Below are 5,125 nucleotides of genomic sequence, written 5' to 3'. Positions count from 1 at the left end.
CAAGCCAGCGGCCAATCAACTCTCCAAGCGATGGCGGACAAAGACGGCAGGGACCATGATGACGTCGGGTGTTACCCGGTCCTAAGGGCGGTCGCCTGCCGCCGGGACTGCTGGCTGTGATGGGCCGCAGTCCCGGCCGCCAAACTACCCGATCCTTCTCAAACAATCCTATGGCGAAGCAAGGAGCGGAGCGACGCGGCGCAGACCATAGGATCCATGCCGCGACTTCAAGGCGTTGCAGCGGTGCAGAATTCTGCTCCGTTGCACCCTTCGACGACTGTCGCGGCATGGATCCTCGGGTCTGCGCTCCGCTGCGCGTCGCTCCGCCCGTGGATGACGAAAGCGCAGGGGGCGCCGCGCAACGCTAATGCTCTAATTCGCCGAACCCAGCGCCTTGTCCAGCGCTTCCTTGACATCGGCCGGCCATGTCGCCACCGCCGGCCACGCATTCGGCTGGCCATTGTCGCCGCGACGGGCGAAGTAGAGCTTGTGCTGAGCCGGGTCGACCGCCATGAAACCGTCATTGCCGCCGCAGTCATGCGGCACGCAGCCGCTGGCGTAGAAGGCGCCCGACGCGGTCCTTTCCGTGCCGCCGCCGACCAGCAGGCTGGTCGCCATGTCGGGCATGTCCTTGCCGAGCAGTTTTTCGGCTTCCTTGTAGACTGCCTCATTGTGGAAGGCGTCGATGATGTTGTCGTATTTCGTCGGGTCGATGTCTTTCCAGTCGGTCCCGGGTTCCGGCATATAGGTCAGATTGCCGGAGGTGGTCAGCCCACCCGTCGGCGACCACTGCAGCGCCGGCTTCTCATCGCCCGGCAGCAGATAGGGCACGAAATAGATGGCGCTGTCGGAAATTGCCGCCGGCGGGGCGCCGCATTCGTCCTGTTCGACCGTCGTGGCCTGGATCTCGCCGCCTTCCGGCTTCCACACGATCACCTTCGCCGGGCCGCATTGGTTGCCGCCGTCGCCGACATCGACCAGCGCCACGTTGACGTCGCCGACCTTCACGATCTTGTCGAAGAAGACATCGTAGTTGCTGGCCAGCTGCTTGCCGTCATAGGCGAGCACCTTCTCGCCATCCTGCTCCGGCTGCGTGATGGTCAGCTGGCCGCCCTCGAACGGTATCGGCCCCTGGTTGTCATTGTCGGTCAGGGCCGCATTGGCGGTGCTCGACACATCTGCGGTCTTGCCGGACGCATCGGCAGCCGGCACGAGCACCAGGTCGGTCTGTGCATGCACGCCAGCCACCGGCATCAGAAGCCACGCCAGCCCGCAAACGCCGGCAAGAAGCGAACGTGCCATGACTGTCCCTCCCGTTCAGTCGCCGCGAACCCGGCCTGAAAGGGCCGGGCCTGTATCTCGGATGGTGCCGCTCAGGCCCAGGGGCGCTGTTCGGCGTTCTTCTTCTCGAACGAAGCTATGGCGCCGGCCTTCTCCATGGTCAGGCCGATATCGTCGAGGCCGTTGAGCATGCAGTGCCGCTTGAAGTCGTCGAGGTCGAAGGTGACGACGCCGCCATCGGGGCCACGGATTTCCTTGGCTTCGAGGTCGATCGACAGAGTGGCGTTGGAGCCGCGCGAGGCGTCATCCATCAGCTTCTCCAGATCCTCGGGGCTGACGGTGATCGGCAGCACGCCGTTCTTGAAGCAGTTGTTGTAGAAGATGTCCGCGAACGAGGTCGAGATGATGCAGCGGATGCCGAAATCGAGCAACGCCCACGGCGCGTGCTCGCGCGACGAGCCGCAGCCGAAATTGTCGCCGGCGACCAGGATCTGCGCCTTGCGGTAAGCCGGCTTGTTGAGCACGAAATCCGGATTTTCCGAACCATCGTCCTTATAGCGCATCTCGGCGAACAGGCCGGTGCCGAGCCCGGTGCGCTTGATCGTCTTGAGATAATCCTTCGGGATGATCATGTCGGTGTCGACATTGACGATCGGCATCGGAGCGGCGACGCCGGTGAGCTTGTTGAATTTTTCCATGGCTTTGGCCCGTGTTTTCGTTTCGGGGGGGTTTGCTGAGGCACGGTTTACACAAAGCCGCGGGCAAATAAAAGGCAACTGTTTGTGCGCGCTGGCATAAGAGCACCCCCGCGAAAGCGGCTTCGAATTCGCGGGCTGATGGTGCACTCTCACCGGCATGGCTGAAAACTCCCACGTCCTCTACAACAGCGAACCGGCGCTCGGCATCGCCGAATTCCGCAAAGTGCTGGTGGAATCCGGCCTCGGCGAGACACGGCCTGTCGATGATCCCGCCAGGCTGCAGGCGATGCTGTCCGGCGCCAATCTGGTGCTGACCGCCCGCCTCGACATCGAGGGCAAGCCGCTGATCGGCGTCATCAGGGCGATGACCGACTTTTCCTGGGTCTGCTACATCTCCGAGCTCGCCGTCTCCCAATCGGCGCAAGGGCTTGGCATCGGCAAGGGCCTGATGGTCGAGGCACGCCGGCAGCTCGGCCCGTCGGTTGCCATCAGCCTGATCTCCATGCCCGACGCCGTCGGCTTCTACGAGCGCATCGGCATGAAACGCATGGCCGACGCCTTCTGGTTCTCCCGGAAGGGCTGATTTTTTCCCCCGATCTCCTTGCCCTCCGAACAGGCAACTTTTCGTGATCGCTCCGTCCGCTTGACATGCAACCAAATGGTTGCATATTGAAGCCATGAGCATGGATGCAGTCTTTCGCGCCTTGGCCGACCCGACACGTCGGCAATTGCTGGACAGCCTCCATGCCCGGAATGGGCAGACGCTGAACGCGCTGTGCGCTGAGATGGCCATGACGCGCCAGGCGGTGACCAAACATTTGGCGATCCTGGAGGAAGCAAACCTCGTCTCCACGCTCCGCCGGGGCCGGGAGAAGGAGCACTACCTCAACCCGGTTCCGATCAACGAGATCGCCGAGCGCTGGATCGGCAAATTCGAGCGCCATCAGCTGGATGCATTGAGCAATCTGAAGAAACGCCTCGAAAGGGAAGATTGATGAGCAACAGCTTCGTTTACGTGACCTACATCCGCACCACGGCCGAAAAGCTCTGGGAGGCGCTGACCGACCCGGAGTTCAACCGCCAGTTCTTCCTCTCATCCTATCAGGAGAGCGAATGGAAGGTGGGCGCCAGCTGGAAGCTGATCTTCCCAGACGGCCGCGTCGCCGACAGCGGCGAGATCCTTGAGATCGACCCGCCGCGACGCCTGGTCATCAAATGGCGCAATGAATGGATGCCGGAGATCAGGGAGGACGGCTACACGCGCTGCACCTTCGCCATCGAACAGGACGGCGAATTGATGAAGCTTGCCGTCACCCATGAAGCAGACGGGCCGCACAGGCTGATCGGCAACGTCGCCAAGGGCTGGCCGCTGGTGCTGGCCAGCCTGAAAAGCCTGCTCGAGACCGGCAAGGGGTTCGAGCGCCCGCCGTCAAAGGGATAAAAGGATCGTTTCGATACCGAACCAAATATCTTTGGAGGCATCCATGATGCACGTTCCCAGGGTACGAAGCATGACCAATGGCAAGACGATCATGGCATCCGCCGAGATCGAAGCGCCTTCGGAACGCGTCTTCACGGCGCTGGTCACGAAAGAAGTCGAGCAATGGTGGGGATCCGCCGACACCTACCGGATGGCCGACTGGTCGGCCGATCTTCGTGTCGGCGGCCGCTGGACTGTTGTTGTCCGCACAGTTGACGGCAGCGACCTGCCGGCCAGCGGCGAATTCCTTGAGATCGAAGCGCCACGCAGGATCGTGCAGACGCGGGCCTATGCCTGGGATCACCCGACGCTTGGCCGGCGGCAAACCACGGTCGCCTGGCTGCTGGAGCCAATCGCCGGGGGCACGCGCCTCACCATCTGCCATGGCGGTTTCGCCGGCCTGAGCGAAGCGGCGACTGAACATGCCGAGGGCTGGGGCCGGGTGCTGGCCTGGTTGCAGGCCTATGTCGAGGCTGGGAGACTGGCGGCGGCTTAGGCGGCGGGTCCCGCCTTGACCCGCACCTCATCTGGTCCACATCCCATGCATGGAAAAGCAGGGATGTTTCATAGGCACGGCCGGTTGGGGCATTCCGACGCGATACAAGGAAGACTTGCCCCAGCCGGGCTCGCATCTCGAACGCTATGCCCAGCGTTTCCCGATCGTTGAGATCGACACGTCCTTCTACAAACCGCATCGCCGCGAGACCTATGAACGCTGGGCGGGCTCCGCACCGGAGCACTTCCGCTTTGCCGTGAAGACGCCGAAAGCGATGACGCATGAGCATCGTCTCGTGGATTGCGATGCGCTTGCCGACACCTTTTTCCAGTCGGTCGAAGGTCTCGGCGAAAAACTGAGCGTGCTTCTGATTCAGCTGCCACCGAGCTTGCCCTTCGAGCCGGATGTCGCGAGCGGTTTCTTCGATATGCTGAGCCTGCGAACAAAGGCCAGGCTGGCATGCGAGCCGCGTCATCCCAGCTGGTTCGAAGCAGAGGCGGAAGCGCTTCTGGCCGGCCGGCGGATCGCGCGTGTTGCCGCCGACCCGGCTCCGGTCCCGGCCGCGGCGGTGCCAGGCGGCTGGTCCGGCCTCGCCTATTTCCGCTGGCATGGAATGCCGCGCGTCTATTACTCGGACTACGACACCGAAAGCCTCGACCGGATCGGCCGGCAGGTGCAAGCAGCGGCCGCTTCGGGCGCCGTGGTCTGGGGCATTTTCGACAACACGGCGTCAGGCCATGCGCTTGGCAACGCGCTGGCCGTCGATGCGATGATTGCTTAGACGCCGGCGGGACAGCACCCCCCTCTGTCCTGCCGGACATCTCCCCCGCAAGGAGGGAGATTACGCTCACAACCACTTTCGCTAACTCTCCGGCATTGCAGGAATGGGCGGGCCGCCGAAGCCGCCGATCTCCCCCTTGCGGGCCTGTTGTGTAATTGCAGCAGAGCGCGGATGAGAGCGGGATTGCGGGAATGTCGCCCGTATTCGTGAGTTCTTGTGTCTGGTTTGGAGTTTCGGGCGGCGGTTCGGCCTCGTGGGGCCGGACTGCGGGCGCACCTATCCTGTGATGGCGGCCCATCGGCGCATGTTGAAGGCAATCGCCGCTAACGTCACCTGGGCAGTGGCTTTGGCCAGCCCGACATAGCGGATCGTGGTCAGCTTCATGCGGT

7 protein-coding genes and 1 pseudogene are annotated in these 5,125 nt (G+C 63.0%); 5 read left to right on the top strand and 3 right to left on the bottom strand.

What is annotated here, in order from left to right; genetic code table 11:
* Positions 1 to 372 precede the first annotated feature (372 nt).
* Positions 373 to 1,302: a hypothetical protein gene (locus AC1DX4_RS34905; RefSeq protein ID WP_477224659.1), complete on the bottom strand. Its 930-nt coding sequence runs from the start codon at positions 1,300 to 1,302 to the stop codon at positions 373 to 375.
* Positions 1,303 to 1,373: 71 nt separating this feature from the next.
* Complete coding sequence (leuD, locus tag AC1DX4_RS34900) at positions 1,374 to 1,979, bottom strand: 3-isopropylmalate dehydratase small subunit (protein ID WP_477224658.1); 606 nt, start codon at positions 1,977 to 1,979, stop codon at positions 1,374 to 1,376.
* A gap of 157 nt (positions 1,980 to 2,136) precedes the next feature.
* On the opposite strand from leuD, the gene AC1DX4_RS34895 reads away from it, so the two are divergent.
* The 5 genes from AC1DX4_RS34895 to AC1DX4_RS34875 all read left to right on the top strand — a co-directional run bounded on the left by AC1DX4_RS34895 (position 2,137) and on the right by AC1DX4_RS34875 (position 4,736).
* Positions 2,137 to 2,562, top strand: a complete 426-nt coding sequence (locus AC1DX4_RS34895) for a GNAT family N-acetyltransferase (protein WP_477224657.1) — start codon at positions 2,137 to 2,139, stop codon at positions 2,560 to 2,562.
* Positions 2,563 to 2,656: 94 nt separating this feature from the next.
* Complete coding sequence (locus AC1DX4_RS34890) at positions 2,657 to 2,974, top strand: ArsR/SmtB family transcription factor (protein ID WP_477224660.1); 318 nt, start codon at positions 2,657 to 2,659, stop codon at positions 2,972 to 2,974.
* Positions 2,974 to 3,420: an SRPBCC family protein gene (locus tag AC1DX4_RS34885; RefSeq protein WP_477224656.1), complete on the top strand. Its 447-nt coding sequence runs from the start codon at positions 2,974 to 2,976 to the stop codon at positions 3,418 to 3,420. The genes AC1DX4_RS34890 and AC1DX4_RS34885 overlap by 1 nt, the downstream gene beginning before the upstream one ends.
* A gap of 43 nt (positions 3,421 to 3,463) precedes the next feature.
* Entirely contained in the window at positions 3,464 to 3,955 is a 492-nt protein-coding gene (locus AC1DX4_RS34880; RefSeq protein WP_477224655.1) for an SRPBCC family protein, read from the top strand.
* Positions 3,956 to 4,004: 49 nt separating this feature from the next.
* On the top strand, positions 4,005 to 4,736 hold the full coding sequence (locus tag AC1DX4_RS34875; protein ID WP_477224654.1) for a DUF72 domain-containing protein: 732 nt from the start codon (positions 4,005 to 4,007) through the stop codon (positions 4,734 to 4,736).
* Positions 4,737 to 5,012: 276 nt separating this feature from the next.
* Here AC1DX4_RS34875 and AC1DX4_RS34870 read toward each other — a convergent pair.
* A pseudogene (locus AC1DX4_RS34870) lies at positions 5,013 to 5,125 on the bottom strand (IS5/IS1182 family transposase); the annotation flags it as partial.

It is taken from the genome of Mesorhizobium sp. P3_A8, assembly GCF_056402995.1.
The sequence above is the reverse complement of the archived record's forward strand: the minus strand, read 5'-3'. Positions and strand labels throughout refer to the sequence as shown.